The organism is Amycolatopsis sp. NPDC051128, assembly GCF_040682715.1.
Taxonomy (GTDB): Bacteria; Actinomycetota; Actinomycetes; order Mycobacteriales; family Pseudonocardiaceae; genus Amycolatopsis.
In genome coordinates this window covers 25,605-51,142 of record NZ_JBFBBN010000041.1, presented here as the reverse complement: position 1 = coordinate 51,142, position 25,538 = coordinate 25,605, and the positions used below count along the sequence as shown (strand labels likewise).

Genomic DNA, 25,538 nt, shown 5'->3' with positions numbered 1-25,538 from the left:
CAGTCCTGCATCAGGCCGAGCGCGTCCGCGGGGCCGGTGAAGTTCTCGGCGAACACGACCTCGGCCGCCGGCCCGGCCGCACGCACCGGTACCCAGTCGAGCCGGTACAGCGAATCCGGTCGCACGCTCGTGGCCGGCCGGAACGACAGCGACGCCACCGACGCCGCCGGCGAACCCGTGGCATCGGCCAGCTCCAGCGAGAACGCATCGGTTCCCACCGGCACCAGCCGCACCCGGAGCGTCGACGCCCCGGTGCCGCGCAGGGACATCCCGGACCATTCGAACGGCAGCAGCATGCCCCGGTCGGCGACGCCCAGGACGTGCAGCGCGGCGTCCAAGGCGGCCGGGTGCAGGCCGTAGCGGCCGGCGTCGCGGATCTCCGTGGGCAGCGACACTTCGGCGAACAGCTCGTCGCCGCGCTGCCAGGCCGCGCCCAGGCCCCGGAACGCGTCGCCGTACGCCAGACCGGCCCCGGCCAGCCGTTCGTAGAGCCCGGCCAGGTCCAGCGCGACCGCGTCGGCGGGCGGCCACTGGGTCAGCTCGAAGTACCGCGCCGGCTCGGACGTCACCAGGCCGGTGGCGTGCCGGGCCCAGGAGCTGGTGTCCGACCGTCTGGAGTGGACGGTCACCGGCCGGGCCCCGGACGGATCCGGCGCGCTCACCGTGACCTGCACCTGCACGCTTTCCCCGGCGGGCAAGGCGAGCGGCGTGGTCAAGGTCAGCTGTTCGAGCGTGCCGCAGCCGACCTGGTCGCCCGCGTGCCGGACCAGCTCGACGAACCCCGTGCCGGGGAACAGCACCGTGCCGGCCACCACGTGGTCGGCCAGCCAAGGCTGGGTGCCCGGCGACAGCAGCCCGGTGCACACCACGCTGTCGGACTCCGCCAGGGTCACGGTCGCGCCGAGCAAGGGGTGGTCCGCGGCGTCCAGACCGGCCGACCGCACGTCGGCGGACCGGGTGCCGTCCGGCCAGTACCGGTCGCGCTGGAAGGGGTACGTCGGAAGGTCGACGAGGTGCGCGCCGGCCGGGAATTCCCAGCCGACCTCGACCCCGTGGACGTGGGCCTCGGCCAGCGAGGTCAGGAATCGCCGCAGGTGCCCTTCGCCGCGGCGAAGCGAGCCGACCGCGACGGCACCGATGTCGGCGATGCTCATCGTGAGTACCGGATGCGGGCTGGCCTCGACGAACACGGCGTGCCCGTCGGTCATGGCCGCCCGGACGGCGCCTTCGAAGTCGACCGGATCGCGGACGTTGCGGTACCAATATTCGGCGTCCAAGACCATCCGATCGAGCAGGGAGCCCGTGACCGTGGAGTAGAACGGCACCTCGCCGGCCCGGGGTGTCACGTCGGCCAAGGCGGCCAGCAGCCGGTCACGGATTTCGTCCACCTGGGCCGAATGGGACGCGATCGTGCCCGGCACCATCCGGGTCCGCACCCCGGCCGCCGCACATTCGTCGGCGAACTCGGCCAGCGCGGCGAGGTCACCGGCCACGGTCGAGGACGCGGGCCCGTTCATCCCGGCCACCGACAGCCGGCCGTCCCACCGGGCCAGCCCGCCCGCGACCTCCCCGGCCGGCCGGGCCACCGCGAGCACGGCTCCCTTGCCCGCCATGGTCTCCGCGAACAACCGGCTGCGCGTCACGACGACCCGGGCCGCGTCGGCCAGCGACAACGCGCCGGCGACGCAGGCGGCCGCGACCTCGCCTTGGGAGTGGCCGATCACCGCGGCCGGCCGCACGCCGGAGGACTGCCACAGCCGCGCCAGCGACACCATGACCGCGAACAACGCGGGCTGTACGACCTCGACCCGCCCCAGTGCCGATTCGTCCCGCAGCGCGGCGAGGACGTCGATGTCCGAAATGGACCCGATCGCCGCCGCGCACTCCCGCATCCGCTCGGCGAACACTGGCGAAGACTCCAGCAGCTCGGTCGCCATCCCGGTCCACTGCGAGCCCTGACCCGGGAACACGAAGACCGCCCCGGATGACGCCGGCGCGTCGCCGGTCACCCCGCCGAGGTTCGCGAGCAGTTCCTCGCGGGTTTCGCCGATCGCCACCGACCGGTGGCGCATCGCCGACCGGCCGGTCGCCAGGCTGAAGCCGACGTCGGCGGGACTGAGCCCGGGGTGCGCCAGCACGTGCGAACGCAGCTGGTCCAGCCGCGCCTGCAGCGCCTGCGCGCTGCGCGCGGACACCACCCACGGCATCAGCGCCGGAGCGTCCGAAGTGGCCGGTGAAAACGGATCAGCAGGTGCCTGCTCCACCACGAGGTGCGCGTTGGTGCCGCTGATCCCGAAGGACGACACCGCGGCCCGGCGCGGCCGGCCGGTCGCCGGCCACTCCTCGGCCTCGCTCAGCAACCGCAGCTCCGCCAGCTCCGGCAGCGGGGTCTCGACGTGCAGGGTCTTCGGCAGCACACCCTCGCGCAGCGCCTGCACCACCTTGATCAGACCGACCACGCCCGCGGCCGCCTGGGCGTGCCCGATGTTGGATTTCACCGATCCCACGCGAACCGGCCCGTACGCGGCCGCCAGGGCCTGCGCCTCGATCAGGTCCCCGAGGCGGGTGCCCGTCCCGTGCGCCTCGACGACGTCCACTTCGGACGGTCGCAGGCCGGCGTTCGCCAGCGCCTGGCTGATCACCCGCTGCTGCGCCGGCCCGCTCGGCGCGGTCAGCCCGTTGGACGCCCCGTCCTGGTTGATCGCCGAACCGCGTACCACCGCCAGGACCCGGTGGCCGTGGCGCCGGGCGTCGGAGAGCCGTTCGAGCAACACCAGGCCGAGCCCGTCGGCCACCCCGAACCCGTCGGCGGCCGCCGAGAACGCCTTGCACCGCCCGTCCGCGGACAGCGCCTGCTGCTTGCCGAACTCGACGAAGATGTCCGGGGTCGCCGAAATGGTCACGCCACCAGCCACGGCCAGCGAACACTCGCCCTGGCGCAGTGCCTGGGCCGCCAGGTGGATCGCCACCAGGGACGACGAGCACGCGGTGTCCACGGTGATCGCCGGGCCTTCGAACCCGTACGTGTAGGCCAGCCGGCCCGAGGCGACGCTGTTCATCGTGCCGGTCACCAGATAGCCCTCGACGCTGTCGCGGACGCCGCCCAGACTCTCGGCGTAGCCGTTGTTGATCGCGCCGACGTAGACGCCGACCGGCGCACCGCGCAGCGACGCGGGATCCAGCCCGGCCCGCTCGAACAGCGTCCACGACCCTTCCAGCAGCATCCGCTGCTGCGGGTCCATCGCGAGTGCCTCCCGCGGGGAGATCCCGAAGAAGCCCGCGTCGAACTCGGCGGCGTCGTACCGGAATCCGCCCCCGCTGGGCCCGAGCCCGCCGATGTCCCAGCCGCGATCGACCGGGAACCCCGCGATGGCGTCCCGGCCGGCGGCGACCAGCTCCCACAGGTCCTCGGGAGAGTCCACTCCGCCGGGCAGCCGGCAGCTCATCGACACGATGGCGATCGGCTCGTCGGCGGGCGCGGCTCGGACGGCGGGCGCCGCCTCGGCCGGCGCGCCGGCCAGTTCCTTGTGCAGCAGAGCCGCCAGCGCGTTCGGGGTCGGCTGGTCGAACACCAGCGTGGACGGCAGCCGCAGACCGGTGGCGGCGGCCAGCCGGTTGCGCAGCTCGACCGAGGTGAGCGAGTCGAAGCCCAGGTCCCGGAAGGCCCGGCCGCGGTCGATCTCGGCCGCCGAGCCGAAGCCGAGCACCATCGCCGCGTGCTCACAGACCAGGTCCAGCAGCGCGGATTTCGAACGGTCCAAGGCGGGGCCGGTGGCGACCTCGGCCACCCGGCGGGTTTGGCCACGCACCAGGCGTCGCAGCAACGGTGACTCCGAGCGCAGCGTGGCCGGGTCGAACCGGACCGGCACCAGCAGCGCTTCCTCCGCGCCGAGCGCGGCGTCGAACAGGGCCAACCCTTCCTGCTCGGACAAGGCCGCGATGCCCGAGCCGCTGATGCGGCCGCGCTCGCGTTCGTCCAGCTGACCGGCCATGCCGCCGGACTGTCCCCAGTACCCCCAGGCCAGTGAGACGCCCGGCAGGCCGTGGGCCCGGCGATGCTGCGCGAGGGCGTCGAGGAAAGCGTTGCCGGCCGCGTAGTTGGCCTGGCCGCCGCCGCCGAGAATTCCGGCCGCCGAGGAGAACAGCACGAACGCCGAGAGATCGCCGGTCAGCTCGTGCAGGTGCCAGGCGGCGTCGAGCTTGGGCCGCAGCACCTCGTCGAGCCGGTCCGGCGTCAAGGCGGAAACGGTGGCGTCGGCGAGCACCCCGGCGGCGTGCACCACCGCCGTCAACCGGTGCGGGATCGCGGCCAGCATCCGCGCGACGGCCGCGCGGTCGGCCAGATCGCAGGCGACCGTGGTGACGTCGGCGCCGAGGGCGGTCAGTTCCGCGCACAGCTCGGCGGCTTCGCCCCGGCGACTGGCCAGCACCAGGTGCCTGATGCCGTGTGTGGTCACCAGGTGCCGGGCGAGGAGGCCGCCCAGCGCCCCGGTGCCGCCGGTGATCAGGACCGCGCCGTCGGGGTCGAGGGGTTTCGGCACGGTCAGCACGACCTTGCCGACGTGCTTCGCCTGGGCGAGGAACCGGAACGCCTGCTCGGCCCGGCCGAGTGGCCAGGTGGTCACGGGCAGGTGGCTGAGCACACCCCGGCCGAACAGCGCGGTGATCTCGCCGAGCATCTCCCCGAGCCGGTCGGTGCCCGCTTCGAACAGGTCGAAGGCCCGGTAGCCCAGCCCGGGGTGCTCAGCCGGGTCACGGATGTCGGTCTTGCCCATCTCGAGGAACCGGCCACCGGGCCGCAGCAGCCGCAGTGACGCGTCCACGAACTCACGCGCCAGCGAGTTCAGCACGATGTCGAATTCGCCGCCGCCGGCGAACTTCGCCTCGAAGCCCAGCTCCCGCGACGAGGCGAAGTGGTCGTCGTCCAGGCCGGAGGCGGCCTGCTTGCCCGGGCCAGCGGTGCCGAACACCTCGGCGCCGAAGTGCCGGGCCAGCTGCACCGCCGCCATCCCGACCCCGCCGGCCGCCGCGTGCACGAGCACCCGTTCCCCCGCCCGGACTCCGGCGAGGTCGTGCAACCCGTAGTAGGCGGTCAGGAACACCAGCGGCACCGCGGCGGCCTGTTCGGCGGTCCAGCCGGCCGGAATCGGCGCCAGCAGCCGTTGATCGGTCACGGTGAGCGGGCCGAAAGCACCCGCGAACAGCCCGAACACGCGGTCGCCGGGCCGGAAGCGGGTCACGCCCGGTCCGGCTTCCGTGACCACACCGGCCCCTTCGCAGCCAACCGCCGCCGTTCCCGGATACATGCCGAGGGTGACCAGCACATCGCGGAAGTTGACGCCGGCGGCACGCATCTCGACCCGCACCTCGCCGGGGCCGAGCGGCCGCTCCGCCTCCGGTGCCGGAACCCAGGCGAGGCCGGCCAGCGTGCCCGGCGTGGACACGTCGAGGCGTTTTCTGCCCGTGGTGAACCGGGTGAGCCTGGGTGCGTAGCCGATCCCGGCGCGGATCGCGAGCTGTGGTTCACCGGCGCCGAGCAGTTCCGGAAGGACTCGCGTCGACTCGGGGTCGTCGTCCACGTCCACCAGCAGGAACCGGTCCGGGTGCTCGTTCTGCGCGGACCTCAGCAGGCCCCACACCGGGGCGTTCGCCAGATCCGCGACGTCCTGGGCGCCGACGGCCACGGCACCCCGGGTGACGAACGCGAGCCGTTCCGGCCGTTCTTCGGCGAGCCACCGCTGCACCTGCTCCAGCGCGCGGTGGGCCGCCTGCCTCCCGCCTCCGGGAAGTTCTGTTCCGGTTTCGAACATCGTCAGGACGACGTCCGTGACAGGCGATCCGGCCGGCACCGGGACCCAGCCGACGCGGTACATGCCGTTCTGCTTCGACTCCACCGCGGCGGGCCGGAGCGTCAGCGATCCGATCGAGGCCACCGGCAGCCCGGTGCCGTCGGCGATCTCGAGGGCGACCGCGCCGGGGCCGGCCGGGGTGATCCGGACCCGGATCGCCGAAGCGCCGGTGGCGTACAGCTCGACGTCGTGCCAGGCGAACGGCAGCTGCGCGAGACCCGAGTCGCCGAGCGGCCCCAGCCCGATGGCGTGGAGGGCCGCGTCGAGAAGTGCTGGGAGGTGGGCGTCCTGGGACGGCAGCGCGACTTCGGCGAACACCTCGTCGCCGCGTCGCCAGGCCGCCCGCAGACCCCGGAACGCCGGCCCGTAGCGGAGTCCGGCGTCGGCGAGCTGGTCGTAGTGGCCGGTCACCTCGAGAGCGACGGCCTCGGCCGGCGGCCAGTCGGTGAGCCGGAACGTCTCGGGCGCGCCCTCGGACAGCAAGCCACTGGCGTTGTGCACCCACTCGGCGCCGTCGCGGGAATGGATGGTCAGCGCCCGCTGCTCGTCCACCCGCAGCTGCAGCTCGATCTCGCCGGTCGCGGGCAGGACGATCGGGGCGTGCAGGGTGAGCTCGGCGACCCGGCCGCGGCCCACCCGGTCACCGGCCCGCACCGCCAGCTCCAGCAACGCCGTGCCCGGCAGCAGCACCGATCCCCGCACGGCGTGGTCGGCCAGCCACGGGTGCGTCCGCAGCGACAGCTTTTTGGTCAGCAGCAGACCGTCGGCTCCGGCCAGGTCGACCGCGGTGACGTCATCGGCCTCGCGGGGCGCGTCGAGCCAAAACCGCTTGCGCTGGAACGCATAGGTGGGCAGCTCGACCGTGCGTGCCCCGGTGGCCGCGAAGTACTTCGTCCAGTCGACCGGGACACCCCGCCCGTGCACCCGGGCCACCGCGGTGACGACCGAGTGCGGTTCCGGCCGGTCCCGGCGCAGGGCGGGCACCAGGGCCGCGCCGGTCTCCCCCACGCTGTCCTGGCCCATCGCCGACAGCACCCCGTCCGGCCCGAGCTCCACGAAGGACCGGACGCCGAGGTCGAGCAGCGTCCGCATCCCGTCGGCGAACCGGACCGGTTCCCGCACCTGCCGCACCCAGTACTCCGGGTCGGTGACGGCACCGGCCACGATCCGGATCTCGGGTTGCCGGAAGGAAAGGCCCGCGACGACCCGGCGGAAGTCCGCGAGCATCGGCTCCATCCGCGCCGAGTGGAACGCGTGGCTCACCCGCAGCCGCTTCGAGTCCTCGAACCGGGCGGCCACGGCCAGCACGGCGTCCTCGTCACCGGAGAGCACCACCGACGCCGGGCCGTTGACCGCCGCGAGGTCGACGCCCTCGCCCAGCAACGGCCGGATCTCCTCCTCGGTGGCCCGGACCGCCACCATCGCCCCGCCCACGGGGAGTTCCTGCATCAGCCGGCCCCGCGCGGACACCAGCGCGCAGGCGTCCACAAGGGACAGAACGCCCGCCACGTGCGCCGCCGCGACCTCGCCGACCGAATGTCCCAGCACCGCGTCCGGGCGCAGCCCCCACGACTCCAGCAACCGGAACAGGGCGACCTCGAGCGCGAACAGGGCGGGCTGAGCGAACCCGGTCTGTTCCAGCGCCTCGGCGTCCGTCCGGAGGTCGAGGTGGGCGCCGATCTCGTCCCACGCGCGGGCGAACGCCGGGAAGGTCGCGGACAGCTCACGCCCCATGCCTGCCCGCTGGGAACCCTGACCGGAGAACAGGAACGCGGCTCCGCCGGCCTCCGCTGCCGCTTCGCCGCCGATCCGGCCGAGTTCGGTGATCAGGGTGTCCCGGTCGTCGGCGACCACGAAGGCGCGTTCGCCGAGCACCGCCCGGCGCGCGAGCGTGTACCCCGCGTCCAGCACGTCGACGTCGGTCCCGGTCAGGTGCGCCGAGAGACGTTCGGCTTGGGCGCGCAACGCCGCCGCGCTGTGGGCGGACAGCAAGCACGGCACGGGCCCGGCGAACCGGTCGCCGGCTTCTTCCGGCGGCGGGGCCTGTTCCAGGATCGCGTGCGCGTTGGTCCCGCTGGCGCCGAACGACGATACCGCGGCCCGGCGAACCGGACCGGGCCACGAGCGCTGGTCGGTCAGCAGCTCGACCGCACCCGCCGACCAGTCGATCTGCGCCGACGGACGGTCCACGTGCAAGGTCTTCGGCAGCGCGGCGTGCCGCATGGCCAGGACCATCTTGATCACGCCCGCCACCCCGGCGGCCGCCTGGGTGTGCCCGATGTTGGACTTGACCGAGCCCAGCCACAGCGGCTCGGCCCGGTCCTGCCCGTAGGTCGCCAGCAGGGCGTGCGCCTCGATGGGATCGCCGAGGGTGGTGCCGGTTCCGTGTGCCTCGACGGCGTGGACGTCGGCGGGCGTGAGCCGCGCGTCGGCCAGGGCCTGCCGGATCACGCGTTGCTGCGCCGGCCCGCTCGGCGCGGTCAGCCGGCTGCTCGCGCCGTCCTGGTTCACCGCGCTCCCCCGCACCAGCGCGAGCACCGGGTGGCCGTGGCGCCGGGCGTCCGCCAGCCGTTCGAGCACGAGCACGCCGGCGCCTTCGGCGAACCCGGCGCCGTCCGCCGCGGCGGCGAACGCCTTGCACCGGCCGTCCGGGGCCAGCCCGCCCTGCCGGCTGAAGTCGATGAACGTGCCCGGCGTGGCCATCACCGCCACGCCACCGGTCAGGGCCAGCGAGCATTCCCGGCGTCGCAGCGACTGGCTCGCCAGGTGCAGGGCGACCAGGGACGACGAGCACGCGGTGTCCACGGTGACGGCCGGGCCTTCGAGGCCGAAGGTGTAGGACACCCGGCCGGACACGACGCTGGGCGAGCTGCCGATGCTGAGCTGCCCTTCGAACCCGTCCGGGATCCGGTGCAGGCGGCTGGCGTAGTCCTGGTACATCACCCCGGTGAAGACGCCGGTGTCGCTGCCCCGCAGGGAAAGCGGGTCGATCCCGGCGTTCTCGAACGCCTCCCAGGTGGTCTCCAGCACCAGCCGCTGCTGGGGATCCATCGCCAGCGCCTCGCGCGGTGACACGCCGAACAGGCCGGGGTCGAACATCGCGGCGTCGTGCAGGAAGCCGCCGTGGCGCGTGTAGCTCGTGCCGGTCCGGCCGGGGTCCGCGTCGTACAGGGCATCGAGGTCCCAGCCGCGGTCGGCGGGGAACTCCGAGACGGCGTCGACGCCCTGGGAGACCAGCTGCCACAGGTCCGCCGGGCTCGCCACGCCACCGGGCAGCCGGCAGCCCATGCCGACGATCGCGATCGGCTCGGCGGCCGCCGACCGGGCTTCGCGCAGCTGGCTTCGGGTCTGCTGCAGGTCGGCGATGGTCCGTTTGAGGTAGTCGCGCAGCTTCTGTTCGTTGTCCATCTAGAGAATCCCCAGATCGTCGTCGACCAGCTCGAACAGTTCGTCGTCGGTGGCGGAGTCGAGGCTTGCGGTGTCCGCGCCGCCGCCGAGGCCCGCCAGCAGCGACCGCAGGCGGCCCGCCACCGCCAGCCGCGTGTCGTCGTCGGCCGACTCACGCAGCCGGGCTTCCAGGCGGTCCAGTTCGTCGAGCGGCGACCACGGGCCGCCCACCAGCTCGCCGTGCAGGCGCCGGGCCAGCGCGACCGGGGTCGGGTGGTCGAACAGCACCGTGGTGGGCAGCCGCACGCCGGTCGCCGCCGCCAGCCGGTTACGCAGTTCCAACGCGGTCAGCGAATCGAAGCCCGCGTCCAGGAACCCCCGGGTGGTCTCGACCAGGTCCGGCGCGGGATGGCCGAGCACCGCCGCCGCGTGTGCCCGCACCAGGTCCAGGAGCGCACGGTGCTGACTCGCTTCCGGCAGCGTCGCCAGGCGCTGGGCGAGCCCGGTTTCGACCTGGACCGGCGCCGTGTCGGCCACCAGTCCCCGCAGCAGGCCGGGCACCTCCCCGGCACCGGTGACGTCCAGCCGGACCGGGACCAGCACCGGCTCGTCCCGGGCGCAGGCGGCGTCGAACAACGCGAGCCCGTCGGCCGGGGACAGCGGGCGCACGCCCCAGTGGGACATCCGGGCCACGTCGGTTTCGCCCAACCGGCCGGTCAGCCCGCTGCGCGGTTCCCACATCCCCCACGCCAGGGACACCGCGGGCAGCCCGGCGGCCCGGCGGTGGCGCGCCAGCGCGTCCAGGTACCCGTTCGCCGCCGCGTAGTTGCCCTGTCCCGGGGTACCGAACACGCCGGCCGCCGAGGAGAACAGCACGAACTGCGAGAGGTCCTTCGTCAGCTCGTGCAGGTGCCAGGCCGCGTCGGCCTTCGGTGCCAGGACCGCGTCCATCCCCGCCGGGGTCAGGGAACCGATGACCCCGTCGGCCACGACCCCGGCGGCGTGCACCACACCCCGCAACGGGAACTCGGCCGGCACCCCGGCGAGCACGCGAGCGAGCGCGTCCCGGTCGGACACGTCGCAGGCGGCCACCGTCACCAGCGCGCCGGCGGCTTCCAGGTCCGCCACCAGATCGGGAGCGTGCCCCTGCCGGCCGACCAGGACCAGGCTGCGGACGCCGTGCCCGGCGACGAGGTGCCGGGCCACCAGTCCGCCCAGCACTCCGGTGCCGCCGGTGATCAGCACCGTGCCCGCGGTGTCCCAGACCGCGGTCGCGGGTTCTCCGGTGACCCGGGTCAACCGGGGCACCCGGACGCTCCCGTCCCGGACTTCGCACTCCGTCTCCCCGGCGGCCAGCGCCGCCAGGACCGCGTGCACCGGGAGGTCGCCGTCGCGCAGGTCGACGAGGGCGAACCGGTCCGGGTTCTCGGAGCGGGCCGAGCGCACCAGGCCGTGGACCGCCGCGCGGGCGAGTTCCGCGCCCCGGGTCACGATCGCCAGCCGCGAAGCGGCGAACCGGCCGTCGGCCAGCCATTCCTGCAGCACCGCCAGCATCCCGACGGTGGCTTCCCGCACGGTTTCGACGGTGTACCGGACCTCCAGGAAGACGGTCGCGGGGATGTCCCGCAGGTCGGCCAGGTCCGTGACGACCGTGTGCGATCCCTCCGGCGCCCCTTCAGGGGCCGTGCTCCAGTCCACCCGGAACAGCCGGTCGTGCGGGGTGGGCGAGCGCAGCGCCAGCGCGTCCACCCGCCCGACCTCGTTGCCGTGGTCGTCGGACAGCCGCATCGAGACGACGTCGTTGTCGCGCGGCGAGATCCTGACCCGCAGCGCGGACGCTCCGGGCGCGGCGAGCGAGACCCCGGTCCACGAGAACGGCAGGGCCGGCTTGGTCCGGTCGGCCCCGATGACGTGCAGCGCCGCGTCGAGCAGTGCCGGGTGCAGCCGGAACCGGCGTGCTTCCGGCCGCAGCCGCCCGGGAAGCGCCACTTCGGCGTAGAGGTCCGTGCCCGCCCGGAAGGCCGACCGCAGGCCGCCGAACGTGGGGCCGTAGCGGTAGCCGAGTCCGGCCAGCTTGTCGTACAGCTCGGGCACTTCGATGGGTTCCGCCTCCGCGGGCGGCCAGACCACCGGTTCGCCGGACGCGGAGGCCCCGGCGGTGAGGACGCCGGACGCATGCCGGGTCCACGGCGCGTCGTCCGCGGCCCGGGAGTACATCCGCACGGGCCGTCGACCGGACTGGTCCGGAGCGTCGACCGTGAGCTGGACCGTGACGGAACCCGGCAACGCCAACGGGGACTCGAGCGTCAGGTCGGCCACCGCCGGAGAGCCCACCTGGCCGCCGGCCCACAACGCGAGGTCGAGGAAGGCCGTGCCGGGCAGCAACACCGTGTCGCCGACGGCGTGTTCGGCGAGCCAGGGCATCCGATCCGGGTCGAGCCGGCCGGTGAACACCGTCGTGGCCGAGTCCGCCAATGCCGTCACCGTGCTGATGAACGGGTGATCGTGCAGGGTCGCGTCCGTGTCGTCGGCGTTCAACCAGTAACGCTGCCGCTGGAAGGGGTAGGTGGGCAGGTCCACCAGCCGGCCGTCCGCGAGCAGGGACGTCCAGTCGACCTCGACGCCCTGCACGTACGCCTCGGCGAGCGAGGTCAGGAACCGCTCGAGTCCACCGTCGCCGCGGCGCAGTGAGCCGATGGCGGTCCCCTCGATGTGCATCGTCAGCACCGGGTGCGGGCTCATCTCCAGGAACACCGCATCGTCCAGCGACCGCACAGCCCGCTCGAACTGAACTGTCTGCCGGAGGTTCTGGTACCAGTACTCCGCGTCGAAGGCGGCCTCGTCGAACACCGTGGAACAGAACGGGACCTGGGGCGGGTTCGGCGTGATATCGCCGAGAGCCGCCACTAGCTCGTCCCGCACCGACTCCACCTGAGCCGAGTGGGAGGCGTAGTCCACCGCGATCCGCTTGCCCGGAACAGTCAGCAGAAGCTCGTCGATCGCCTCGGGATCACCGGACACCACCACAGAAGCCGGGCTGTTGACGACCGCCACCGATAGCCGGCCGTCCAACACATGGCCTTCCGGCAGCGTCACCGACGCCATCGCACCCAGGCCCGAAAGCTTCTCCGCGATCACCCGGCTCCGAGCGACCACGACCCGAGCACCGTCCTCAAGCGACAGCGCACCCGCAACACAGGCCGCGGCGATCTCACCCTGCGAATGACCCACCACCACATCGGGCTCGACACCGAACGACCGCCATAACCCGGCCAGTGAGACCATCACCGCCCACAACGCAGGCTGAACCACCTCGACCCGATCGCTGTTCAGCGCGTCCCGTAAATCAACCCACGGCCCCAACGCGGCCGCACACCGATCCATCCACTCCGCGAACACCGGCGACGACTCCCACAGCTCCGCCGCCATCCCCACCCACTGCGAACCCTGACCCGGAAAAACGAACACCGTCTTCGCCACCGGCTCGGCAACACCCTCGACCACCCGATCACCCAGCACCACCGCACGATGGTCGAAGGCGGCACGACCAGTCACCAGCGAATAGCCGACGTCAACAGCCGTCCCCGGGCACTCGGACAGCCGTCGGATCTGTTCCCGCAGCGCGTCCGCGGAACGAGCGGACACCACCCACGGCACCAGACCGCCGTCCGGCCGGTCGGCGACCTCGGCCACCGGTCCCTGCTCGATGATCACGTGCGCGTTGGTGCCGCCGACGCCGAAGGACGACACCCCGGCCCGTCGCGGCCGGTCCGCCTCGGGCCACCCCACCTGCTCACGCGCCAACGACACCGAGCCGGCCGTCCAGTCCACGAAGGTCGACGGCCGGTCGATGTGCAGGCTCGCCGGCACCACCCCGTGCCGCATCGCGAGCACCATCTTCACCACACCGGCCACGCCCGCGGCCGCCTGCGTGTGCCCGATGTTCGACTTCACCGACCCCAGCAGCACCGGCTCCGTGCGGTCCTGGCCATACGTCGCCAGCACCGCCTGCGCCTCGATCGGATCACCGAGCCGGGTCCCGGTCCCGTGTGCCTCCACGACGTCGACGTCGGCAGGCGCCAGGCCCGCGTTGGCCAGGGTCTGCCGGATCACGCGCTGTTGCGCGGACCCGCTCGGCGCGGTCAGCCCGTTCGACGCGCCGTCCTGGTTCACCGCGCTGCCCCGGATCACCGCCAGTACGGGGTGACCGTTGCGGCGGGCCTCGGACAACGGCTCGACGAGCAGCATCCCGGCGCCTTCGCTCCAGCCGGTGCCGTCGGCGGCGTCCGCGAACGGTTTGCAGCGGCCGTCGGCGGCGATCCCGCCCAGCCTTTCGAACTCCGCGAACGCGCCGGGGCTGGACATCACCGTCACGCCACCGACCAGCGCCATCGAGCACTCGCCCTGCCGCAGTGCCTGGCAAGCGTTGTGCAACGCCACCAGCGCCGAGGAGCAGCCGGTGTCGATGGTGACCGCCTGGCCCTCCAGCCCGAAGGTGTAGGCGATCCGGCCAGAGAGGACGCTTCCGGTGCTGCCGGTGGCCAGGTACCCCGCGAAGTCCGCCGGCGCCTGGTGCATCCGCGGGCCGTAGTCCTGGGCCAGCGCGCCGACGAACACCCCGGTCCGGCTGCCGCGTACCGACTCCGGATCGATGCCCGCCCGCTCGAAGGCCTCCCACGAGCACTCGAGCATCAGCCGCTGCTGCGGGTCCATCGCGGTCGCCTCGCGGGGTGAGATCCCGAAGAAGCCCGCGTCGAACTCGGCGGCGTCGTAGAGGAACCCGCCGCTGCCGGAAACGGTCCAGCCGCGGTCGGCCGGGAACTCGGAGATCGCGTCGGCTCCCTCGGCGACCAGCCGCCACAGGTCCTCGGGCGAGGTGATCCCGCCGGGGAACCGGCAGCTCATCGCCACGATCGCGATCTCCTCGCCGACGGGTGTGGCGGCCGCCGCCGGCTCCGGCGCGGGCCCGGTCAGGTAGGCGGCGAGCGCGGCGCAGTTCGGGTGGTCGAACACGACCGTCGCCGGCAGGGCCAGACCGGTCGCGTGGTTCAACCGGTTGCGCAGTTCGACGGCCGTGACCGAGTCGAAGCCCAGCTCCCGGAACGCCCGCCGGACGTCGACCGCGTCCCCGGATTCCATCCCCAGCACAGCCGCCACCTGCGCCCGGACCAGCGGGAGGGCATCGCCGACGACCGGGCGCGGAGCTTCGGGCTCTTCGAAGACCTCGGCCAGCAAGGGACGCCTGCGCGCGACGGAGTAGGCGGGCCCGAACACCGGCCAGTCGATGTCGGCGACGACCAGGCACGGTTCGTCGAGCTGCTGGAGCGCGCGCACCGCCAGCCGCGGGTCCATTTCGGACAGCCCGAGCCGGCGGAACCGCTCGCCGACGCCACCTCGCGCCATGCCGTCGCCCGCCCAGGTGCCCCAGGCGATCGAGGTGGCGTTGCCGCCCGCGGCCCGGCGCTGCCGGGCGAGCGCGTCCAGGTAGGCGTTCGCCGCCGCGTAGGCGCCCTGCCCGCCGCCGCCCCACACCCCGGCGCCGGAGGAGAACAGCACGAAGGCGTCCAGCGTGTCGTGGTCCAGCAGGGCGTCGAGGTTGGCCGCGCCGGCGACCTTCGCCCGCATCACCTCGGCGGCGTCGTCGATCTCGGTCACGGGTGTGCTGTGCTGGCCGGCTCCGGCAGCGTGCACGACGGCCGTCAGGTCCGGCAGCGACGCGAGCAGGTCCCGGACCGCGGCGCGGTCGGCCACGTCACAGGCCGCGAAGGTGACCTTGTCACCCAGCTCGGCCGCGAGTTCGGCCGCGCCGGGGGTCCCGGGACCCCGGCGTCCGGCCAGCACCACCCGCTCGGCGTCGGTCCGGACCAGCCACCGGGCCACGTGCGCACCGAGTCCGCCGGTTCCCCCGGTGACCAGCACGGTTCCCCGCGGCCGCCAGACGCGCCCCGGCCGGCTGCGGGGTGCGCGCACGAGACGTCGCGCGTAGGTCCCGTCGGCACGCACCGCGACCTGGTCCTCGTCGCCGGAGAGCGCGGCGGCCAGCCTGCCGAGCACGCGGTCGTCCACGTCCTCGGGCAGATCGACCAGGCCACCCCAGCGGCGGGGGTGCTCGAGCCCGACGGTCAGCCCGAGACCCCAGAGCTGCGCCTGCTCCGGTAGGCGCACGACGTCCTCCGGTACCGCCGCGACCGCGCCGGACGTCACCAGCCACAGCGGCGCGTCGCTCTCCGCGTCCTCCAGCAGCCGGACCAGCTTCAGGGTGTCGTCCACCGGGAGGAACGACAGCACGCCGACGGCCTCGCCCAAGCGCTCGGAAAGCCGGCTCAGCGCGACGATTTCGACGTTCGGCCCCAGGTCAATGCCAGTGGTGCCGTCATCGGGCACGACGGCGAGCCAGTGTCCGGTCAGGGCGTGCTGCGTCTCGGGCACCTTCCGCCACGCGATCCGGTACCGCCACTCGTCCACTGTGGATGCTTCGGTTCGGTGCCAGTACCGCTGGTGCTGGAAGGGGTAGGTGGGCAGGTCCACCAGCCGGCCGTCCTCAAGCAGGGGCGCCCAGTCGACCTCGACGCCCTGCACGTACGCCTCCGCGAGCGACGTCAGGAACCGCTCGAGCCCGCCATCGCCGCGGCGCAACGACCCGACGGCGGTGCCGGGGAGGTGCATGGTGAGCACCGGGTGCGGGCTCATCTCCAGGAACACGCCATCACCCAGCGACCGGACGGCCTGCTCGAACCGCACAGTCCGGCGGAGGTTGTGATACCAGTACTCGGCGTCGAAGGTCGCCGTGTCGAACACGGTGGAGCAGAACGGGATCTGGGGTGGCTTCGGCGTGATTTCCCCAAGAGCCGCCAAAAGCTCGTTTCGCACCGACTCGACGTGAATCGAGTGAGACGCGTAATCGACCGCGATCCGCTTACCGGGAACAGTCCGCAGAAGCTCGTCGATCGCCTCGGGATCACCGGACACCACCACCGAAGTCGGGCTGTTCACCACCGCCACCGACAACCGGTCGTCCAGCAAGTGACCTTGCGGCAGCGTGACCGATGCCATCGCGCCCAGGCCGGAAAGCTTCTCGGCGATGAGCCGGCTGCGCTCCACCACAACCCGTGCGCCGTCCTCGAGTGATAGCGCTCCGGCAACGCAAGCAGCCGCGATCTCACCCTGCGAATGGCCCACCACCGCGTCGGGTTCGACACCGAACGACCGCCACAACCCGGCCAGTGAGACCATCACCGCCCACAAGGCGGGCTGAACCACGTCGACCCGATCGCTGTTCAGTGCGTCCCGCAGGTCGACCCAAGGCGCCAGCGCGGCCGCGCACCGATCCATCCACCCGGCGAATATCGGCGACGACTCCCACAGCTCCGCCGCCATCCCGACCCACTGCGAACCCTGACCCGGAAAGACGAACACCGTCTTGCCCACGGGCCGGACGACACCCTCGACGACCCGATCCCCCAGCAGCACCGCGCGATGCTCCAGAGCGGCACGACCGAACACCAGCGAATAGCCGACATCAACGGCCGGTTCGGGGCGCGTCCCGAGCCAGTCGCGCAACCGCGAAACCTGCTCCCGCAAGGCGACGTCCGACCGGGCGGACACCACCCACGGCACCAGCTCACCCTCCGGCCGGTCGCCCTCCTCGAGAGCCGGACCTTGCTCGATGATCACGTGCGCGTTCGTCCCGCTGATCCCGAAGGACGACACACCGGCCCGTCGCGGCCGGTCCGCCTCGGGCCAGGCCACCGGCTCCCGCACCAGCGTCACCGCGCCCGAATCCCAGTCCACGACGGGCGAGAGCTCGTCCACGTGCAAGGTGGGCGGCACGACTCCGTGCCGCATCGCCAGCACCATCTTCATCAGGCCGGCCATCCCGGACGCGGCCTGGGTGTGGCCGATGTTGGACTTCACCGACCCCAGCCACACCGGTTCGGGCCGGTCCTGGCCATAGGTCGCCAGCACGGCCTGCGCCTCGATCGGATCGCCGAGCCGGGTCCCGGTGCCGTGTCCTTCGACGACGTCCACTTCGGCCGGCTGGAGACCGGCGTTCGCCAGCGCCTGCCGGATCACGCTCTGCTGGCTGGGTCCGTGCGGCGCGGTCAGCCCGTTGGAGGCGCCGTCCTGGTTGACCGCGCTGCCCCGCAGGACCGCCAGCACCCGGTGCCCGTCGCGGATGGCGTCCGACAGCCGTTCCACCACCACGAGACCCACGCCTTCGGCCCACCCCGTGCCGTCGGCGGCCCCGGCGAACGACTTGCACCGCCCGTCCGCGGCCAGGCCGCCCTGCCGGGCGAACTCCTCGAACAACACCGGCGACGACATCGCGGTCACTCCGCCGGCCAACGCCATCGTGCTCTCGCCACGCCGGACCGACTCGGCCGCCAGGTGCAGGGCGACCAGCGACGACGAGCACGCCGTGTCGACCGAGATCGCCGGGCCTTCGGTCCCCAGCACGTACGCCACCCGGCCGGACACCACGCTCCCGGCGCCGCCGGTCAAGCCGTAGTCGCCGTCGGTCCGGTAGTCGCCGCGCATCGCGCCGATGAAGACGCCGAGATCACTGCCCCGCACGGACGACGGATCGACACCCGCTCGTTCCAGCGCCTCCCAGGAACACTCCAAGACCAGCCGCTGCTGAGGATCCATGCCCAATGCTTCCCGAGGCGAGATCCCGAAGAACTCCGCGTCGAACCCGGCGACGTCGTCAACGAACCCGCCGGACCCGGTGCCCCAGCCTCGGTCCACCGGGAACGAAGACACCACGTCCCGGCCTTCGGCCACCACGTCCCACAGATCCTCCGGAGAAGCGACCCCACCCGGAAACCGGCACGCCATCCCGACCAGCACGACCGGATCCTCGTCGGACACCCGGCGCTCGGCGGGCTTCTCGGCCGGCGCTCGTTCCAGCAGCCGGTCGGCGATCGCCTCCGGCGTCGGGCAGTCGAAGATCAGCGTGCTGGGCAGCGCGGTGCCGCAGGCCGCCACGAGCCGGTTCCGCAGCTCGACCCCGGTCAGCGAGTCGAAGCCCAGCTCCCGGAACGGACGTCCGTGCGCCAGCGCCTCCGGCGTCGGGTGCCCCAGTACCGCGGCCGCGTGGGCTCGGACCAGGTCGAGCGCGGCCTGGTACCGCTCGGTCTCGGGGAGGGCCGCGAGCGCCCGGCCACGGTCCGCCGTCGCGGGCTTGGCCAGATCGCGCCACAAGGTGGAGTCCGTACGCAGGACGCGCGCATCGATCCTGGTCGCGACCACCGCGGGGCGGCCGGCGCCCAGCGCGGCGTCGAACAGCTCCAGTGCCTGCGCGGTGGGCAGCGGAGCCATTCCGTCGCGCGCCAGCCTGCGGCGTTCGATCTCGCCCACACCACTGGTCATGCCGCTCTGCTCGTCCCACAGGCCCCAAACCATCGACACCGCGGGCAGGCCACGGGCCCGCCGATGGGCCGCCAGCGCGTCCAGGAACGCGTTCGCCGCCGCGTAGTTGCCCTGTCCCGCCGTGCCGACCACGCCGGCCATCGACGAGAACAGCACGAACTGGGCCAGGTCCTTCGTCAGGTCGTGCAGGTGCCAGGCGGCATCCACCTTCGGGGCCAGCACCGCGTCCAGCCGCTCCGGGGTCATCGACTCGACCAGGCCGTCGTCGAGGACCCCCGCCGCGTGGACGACGGCGTCGACCGGGTGGTCCGCGAGCAGCCGGCCCACCTGGGCACCGTCGGCGAGGTCGCAGGCGACCACGTCGACCGTCGCCCCCAGCTCGGTCAGGTCGGTGCCCAGCTCGTCCGTGGCGGTCCGGCTCACCAGCAGCAACCGCCGGACGCCGTGCGCGGTGACGAGGTGCCGGGCCAGCAAGCCGCCCAACGTCCCGGTCGCGCCGGTCACCAGCACCGTCCCGTACAGCGCGGGACCGGGCTCGGCGGTCAGTTTGCGGAGCCTCGGGACCACGACCACGCCGTCGCGGACGGCCTGCTGCGGTTCGTCGAGTCCGACGACGTCCGGTACGGCGGCGGACTCGTCCAGGTCGACGAGAACGAACCGGCCGGGGTGCTCGGCCTGCGCCGAGCGGACCAGCCCCCACACCGGGGCGTGGACCAGGTTCGGGTCGGTGGCCGTCGCGTTCCGGGTCACCACGACCAGCCGTTCGTCCGGCGCGTGCTCGTTCGCCAGCCAGTCCCGGGTCACGTCGAGGACCCGCGCCAGCACCTCGCGGACCGCCGGCCCCAGGTCCTTGTCCGGTTGCGGGCACGCGAAAACGGTGACTGTCGCCGCTTTCCCGAGTGGCGCGGGCCGCCAGTCCACTTCGTACAGGGTGCGGCGGGCCCGGCCCACCGGGCGGAGCGTCAAGGACTCGATCGTGGCCACGGGCTTGCCGTCAGTGTCCGTCAAAGTGACGGCGAAGGCGCTCTCCCCCGCCGGGGTCAACCGGACTCGCAGTGTGGTCGCATCCGTTGCCTCGTAACGCACTCCGGCCCACGCGAACGGCACCCGCAAGCCGCCGTCGAGCAGCAGCGGGTGGAGCGCCGCGTCGAGCAACGCCGGGTGCAGGGCGAACCCGGCCGGCTCGGGACGCAGGTCGACCTCGGCGAACACCTCGTCACCGCACTGCCAGGCCGAACGCAGTCCCCGGAACGCGGGCCCGTACTCGAAGCCGGTCTCGGCCAGCACGTCGTAGGAGACGTCCAGCGGGACCGCGTCCTCCGGCGGCCACCCCGCTTGGCCGAACCCCGTCGGCGGCTCGGTCGCGGCCAGCCATCCACTCGCGTGCCTGCGCCACTCGGAGTCACCGGTCGGCCGTGCGTGCACGCTCACCGGCCGGCACCCGGAGCCGTCGACCGCACCCACCAGCACCTGCACGTCGACGACGTCCTGAGTGGACAGTTCGAGAGGCACCTCGACCGCGAGCTCCCGAACGGTCGCGCACTGCAGCCGGGCGCCGGCGTGGCCCGCCAGTTCGAGGAAGCCGGTGCCGGGGAACAAGACCGTGCCCGCCACGACGTGGTCGGCGAGCCAGGGCTGCGCGCGCAGCGAGATCCGGCCGGTGGACAGCGAGCCGGCTCCGTCGGCCAGCTCGACCGTGGTCGCCAGGACCGGATGTCCCGCCCCGGTCGCCGGCCTGGCTTCGAGCCAGTACTGGCGATGCTGGAAGGGGTAGGTGGGCAGGTCCACCAGCCGGCCGTCCGCGAGCAGGGACGTCCAGTCGACCTCGACGCCCTGCACGTACGCCTCCGCGAGCGAGATCAGGAACCGCTCGAGCCCACCGTCGCCGCGGCGCAACGACCCGACGGCGGTGCCAGGGAGGTGCATCGTGAGCACCGGGTGCGGGCTCATCTCCAGGAACACACCGTCACCCAGCGACTGGACGGCCTGCTCGAACTGGACGGTTTGACGAAGGTTCCGGTACCAGTACTCGGCGTCGAAGGTCGCGGTGCCGGACACGGTGGAGCAGAACGGAATCCTCGGCTGACTCGGCGCGATCCCGTGCAGCGCTGCGAGAAGCGCGTCCCTCACCGACTCGACCTGAGCCGAATGTGAGGCGTAGTCCACCGCGATCCGCTTGCCCGGAACAGTCCGCAGAAGCTCGTCGATCGCTTCGGAATCCCCCGACACCACCACAGAAGCCGGGCTGTTGACGACCGCCACCGATAACCGGTCATCCAACACATGGCCTTCCGGCAGCGTCACCGACGCCATCGCACCCCGGCCCGAAAGCTTCTCCGCGATGAGCCGGCTCCGAGCGGCCACGACCCGAGCACCGTCCTCAAGCGACAGCGCACCCGCAACGCAAGCCGCGGCGATCTCACCCTGCGAATGACCCACCACCACATCGGGCTCGACACCGAACGACCGCCACAACCCGGCCAGCGAAACCATCACCGCCCACAACGCAGGCTGAACCACCTCGACCCGGTCGCTGTTCAGTGCGTCCCGCAGGTCGACCCAAGGCGCCAGTGCGGCCGCGCAGCGATCCATCCACTCCGCGAACACCGGCGACGACTCCCACAGCTCCGCCGCCATCCCCACCCACTGCGAACCCTGACCCGGAAAAACGAACACCGTCTTCGCCACCGGCTCGACGACACCCTCGACCACCCGATCACCCAGCAGCACCGCACGATGCTCCAGAGCGGCACGACCACACACCAGCGAATAACCGACATCGACGCCCGATTCGGGTCGCACCCTGAGCCAGTCCCGCAATCGCGAAACCTGCTCCCGCAACGCGACATCCGTCCGCGCGGACACCACCCACGGCACCAGATCGCCGTCCGGCCGATCAGCGGCCTCGACTTCCGGCGCCTGCTCGATGATCACGTGCGCGTTCGTCCCGCTGACCCCGAAGGACGACACGGCCGCCCGCCGTGGCCGCCCCACCTCGGGCCACGCCACCTGCTCCGCCGGCAGCTCGACCGCACCGGATGCCCAGTCCACAAAGGATGACGGCCGGTCGATGTGCAGGCTCGCCGGCACCACCCCGTGCCGCATCGCCAGCACCATCTTCACCACACCCGCCACGCCCGCGGCCGCCTGCGTGTGACCGATGTTCGACTTCACCGACCCCAGCCACACCGGTTCGGCCCGGTTCTGGCCATACGTCGCCAGCACCGCTTGCGCCTCGATCGGATCACCGAGCCGGGTCCCGGTGCCGTGTCCTTCGACCACGTCCACGTCAGCGGGCCGGAGACCGGCGTTCGCCAGCGCCTGCCGGATCACCCGCCGCTGCGCACGACCACTCGGCGCGGTCAGCCCGTTCGACGCGCCGTCCTGGTTGACCGCACTCCCCCGGAGCACGGCCAGCACTCGATGGCCACGGCGGCGGGCGTCGGAAAGCCGTTCCACGACCACCAGACCCACGCCTTCGGCCCACCCGGTTCCGTCGGCGGCGTCCGCGAACGCCTTGCACCGGCCGTCGGCCGCCAAGCCGCCGTTGCGGGCGAACTCCTCGAACAGCTCCGGCGACGACAGCACGGTCACCCCGCCGGCCACCGCCATCGAACACTCGCCGTCGCGCACGGACCGGGCCGCGAGGTGCAGCGCCACCAGCGAGGACGAGCACGCCGTGTCCACCGACAGCGCCGGGCCTTCGGACCCGAGCACGTACGCGACCCGCCCGGACACGACGCTCGCCGCCCGCCCGGTGACCCCGGCACCGTCCCCGCCCATCACCCCGACGAAGACGCCGAGATCGCTGCCCCGCACCGTCGACGGGTCCACCCCGGCCCGCTCCAGCGCTTCCCAGGAGCACTCCAGGACCAGCCGCTGCTGGGGGTCCATACCCAGTGCCTCGCGCGGCGAGATCCCGAAGAAGTCCGCGTCGAACCCGGCGACGTCCTCAACGAACCCGCCGAACCCGCCGGACCCCGTGCCCCAGCCTCGGTCCACCGGGAACGAAGACACCACGTCCCGGCCTTCGGCCACCACGCTCCACAGGTCCTCCGGAGAAGCGACCCCACCCGGAAACCGGCACGCCATCCCCACCACGACAACCGGATCGTCGTCCGACGCCGACCGGGTGGCGGGCACGTTCTCGCCGCGGCCACCGGTCAGGTGGGCCGCCAGGTCGGTGCAGGTCGGGTGGTCGAACAGCACCGTGACGGACAGGTCCTCGCCGGTGTCCGCGGCGAGCCGGTCGCGCAGCTCGACCGCGAGATGGGAGTCGATCCCCAGTTCCCGGAAGGTGGCGTCCACCGCGACGGCTTCCGGCGCCGGATGGCCCAGCACCGCGGCGGTGTGCGCCCGCACGAGCCCCAGGACGTCCCGAGGCGCCTCGCGCGCCTCGGGTTCGGGCGCGGTCTCGTCGAGCCAGTACCGCGCGCGTTGGAACGGGTAGGTCGGCAGCCGGACCCGGCCGCCGTCGAACGCGCGCCCCCAGTCCGGCGCCCGCCCCCGCACGTGGAGCCGGGCGGCCGAGGCCAGGACCTCCTCCAGCCCGCCATCGCCCCGGCGCAGCGAACCGACCACCAGCGCGTCCTCGGCGACCTGCCGCACCGGGGCCGTGAGCACGGGGTGCGGGCTGGACTCGACGAAGATGTCGCAGCCCAGCGCGGTCAGCGACCGGGTCGCCTGCTCGAACTCGACCCGCTGCGAGAGGTTCCGGTACCAGTACGAGGCGTCCAGCTCCGAGCCGGCCAGCACGCCGCCGGTCACCGTCGAGACGAACGCGACGTCCGTCGCCACCGGCCGGATGTCGTGCAGGGCGGCGAGGAGCGGTTCTCGCAGGGGCGCCATCATCGGTGAGTGCGACGCGTGCCGGACGGATACCCGCCGGACCCGGATGCCGTCGCGTTCGCAAGTGGCGATGAACGCCTCCACCGCCGCCACGTCGCCGCCGACCACGGTCGAGTCCGGTCCGTTCACCGCGGAGATCCACAGGCCGTCGGTCACCCGGCGGGCCACTTCCCGCTCCGGCAGGGTCACCGCGGCCATGGCCCCTTCGCCGAGCAGATCGCGGAAGGCCTGGCTGCGTACGGCCACGACCTTCGCCGCGTCCTCGAGCGACAACGCCCCCGCCACGCAGGCGGCCGCGATCTCCCCCTGCGAATGGCCCACCACGGCGTCCGGCTCGATGCCGAAGGACCGCCACAGGGCGGCCAGCGAGACCATCATCGCGAACAGAGCCGGCTGGATGACCTCGATGTCGCGCACTTCCCCGCGAACCACGTCGAGGAGCGGGAAGTCCACGTGCGGAGCCAGCGCGTCGGCGCATTCGCGCATCCGGCCGGCGAACACCGGCGACGACTCCAGCAACGCCGCGGCCATGCCGGGCCATTGGGTGCCCTGCCCGGGGAAGACGAAGGCGACTTTGCCCGTGCGCCGCGCGACTCCCGTGGTCAGCCCGGGAAACGGGACGCCATCCGTTAGCGCGGTCAGGCCCGGGAGGACGCGGTCGCGGTCCGGTGCGATCAGCACCGCGCGGTGGTCGAGGGCCGACCGGGTCGTGGCCGTGGAGTGCGCCGCGGCCGCCAAGTCCAGTTCCGGGTGGGTCTCGAGGTGCTCCCGCAGCCGCAAGGCCTGGTCGCGCAACGCTCGACCGGTCTTGGCCGAGAGCACCCACGGCGCGACGCGCGACCCGCGTGGCGCCGCGGCGCCGGTCCATTTCGCCAGCACGACGTGACAGTTGGTGCCGCCCATGCCGAACGAGCTCACCCCCGCCAGCCCGGCCCCCGGCCAGGCGCTCGTGCGGTCCTGGACGCGGATCTTCAGCGCGTCGAACGGGATCTCCGGGTTCGGGGTGCGAAAGTGCAGGCTCACCGGCAGCTCACCGTGCTCGAGACTGAGCACGGTCTTGAGCAGCCCCGCCACGCCCGCCGCGCCTTCCAGGTGACCGATGTTGGTCTTCACCGAGCCCACCAGCAGCGGCCGGTCGTGGCGGCGGCCTTCGCCGAGAACCGCGCCGAGGGCCGCGGCCTCGACCGGATCGCCGACCTTGGTGCCGGTACCGTGCAGTTCCACGTACGGCACGTCGGCCGGGTCGACGCCGGCCCGCGCGTAGGCCAGCCTGAGGCATTCCTCCTGCGCGGCCCCCTCCGGTGCGGTCAGGCTCGTACCGCCGCCGTCGTTGGTCACGGCGCTGCCGCGGATCACACAGTGGATCAGGTCGCCATCGGCCACGGCGTCGGCCAGCCGCTTGAGGACGACGAGCGCGCCACCCTCACCGCGCACGTAACCGTTGGCCCGCGCGTCGAACACGTGACACCGGCCGTCGGGGGAAAGCCCGCCGAACTGCACCGCGGTCAGGGCGCTGTCCGCGCTCAGGTTGAGAGTGACGCCGCCCGCGAGAGCCAGCGTGCACTCGCCCGCCAGCAGGCTCGCGCAGGCCGTGTGCACGGCGACCAGCGAGGACGCCTGCGCCGCGTCGATCACGAAGCTCGGACCGCGCAGCCCCAGGGCGTAGGAGACGCGGTTGGCGATCATCCCGCGCTGCACGCCGGTCATGGAATGCGCGCTGATGTCCTGCGGACGCCGTAGATCGGCGTAGTCGTCGCGGATCGCGCCGACGAACACGCCCACCTCCCCGCCCGGCGGCAGCCCGGCGTCTTCGAGGGCTTCCCAGCCCAGCTCCAGCATCAGCCGCTGCTGCGGGTCCATCGCCGCCGCTTCACGAGGGGAGATCCCGAAGAAGGCCGGATCGAAGTCCCCGACCCGGTCGAGGAATCCACCCCGGCCCAGGCCCGGATCCACCCGCCCGGCGGGCACCGGGGTCACCGCATCGGTACCGGTCCGCAGAAGCCGCCAGAAGGCGGCAGGATCGCCTGCCCCCGGAAGCTGGCAGGACATCCCGACAACCGCGACACCATCGGAAATCCCCAT

Annotated in this window: 2 protein-coding genes (1 of these 2 only partly in view); both read right to left on the bottom strand. The window is 73.0% G+C overall.

Annotated features, from left to right (window positions below; translation table 11 throughout):
* Positions 1-9,257, bottom strand: partial view of an SDR family NAD(P)-dependent oxidoreductase gene (locus AB0M82_RS32750; protein ID WP_364730279.1) — the 5' portion only. The gene continues 3,085 nt to the left of window position 1, outside the view; 9,257 of the gene's 12,342 nt are visible here — the first part of the coding sequence; its start codon is at positions 9,255-9,257; the stop codon falls past the left edge of the window.
* Positions 9,258-25,538, bottom strand: a complete 16,281-nt coding sequence (locus AB0M82_RS32745) for a type I polyketide synthase (RefSeq protein WP_364730276.1) — start codon at positions 25,536-25,538, stop codon at positions 9,258-9,260.